Origin of the sequence: Streptococcus suis (genome assembly GCF_002964045.1) — a bacterium.
GTDB lineage: Bacteria > Bacillota > Bacilli > Lactobacillales > Streptococcaceae > Streptococcus > Streptococcus suis_U.
Map to the genome: position 1 here is coordinate 1 of NZ_POPB01000633.1, position 321 is coordinate 321.

1 protein-coding gene is annotated in these 321 nt (G+C 41.1%); it reads right to left on the reverse strand.

Annotated elements, in window-relative coordinates; translation table 11 throughout:
• A partial coding sequence (locus C1E99_RS14840; RefSeq protein ID WP_161951230.1) for a hypothetical protein occupies nt 1-321 on the reverse strand: 321 nt, incomplete at both ends.

Genomic DNA, 321 nt, shown 5'->3' on the forward strand with positions numbered 1-321 from the left:
GGTATCTGGTCCTGTACTATAGATTGCACCACTATTATAAAACGTAGCATTATCATAGTACTGTATTCCATCCAAACCTTGGAAAGTCGCAACCATTACACGGTCTGTTGTTTTCTCATCTCCCGTGAAAACAAGTCGTGGATTTTTTTCATCATATGCATTAGCATCTACCGCTGTTGTCAGCGTTCGTAGAGCAGATTGCACACTACCGATAGTATTTTTAAAAGATCCACTCGCATCCTGCAAGATTACCAAGTCAATTGGCTGACGTGGTAATCCCCAGTTCACTTCTTGCTTTGTTTCAATCTTAATCGCACAACC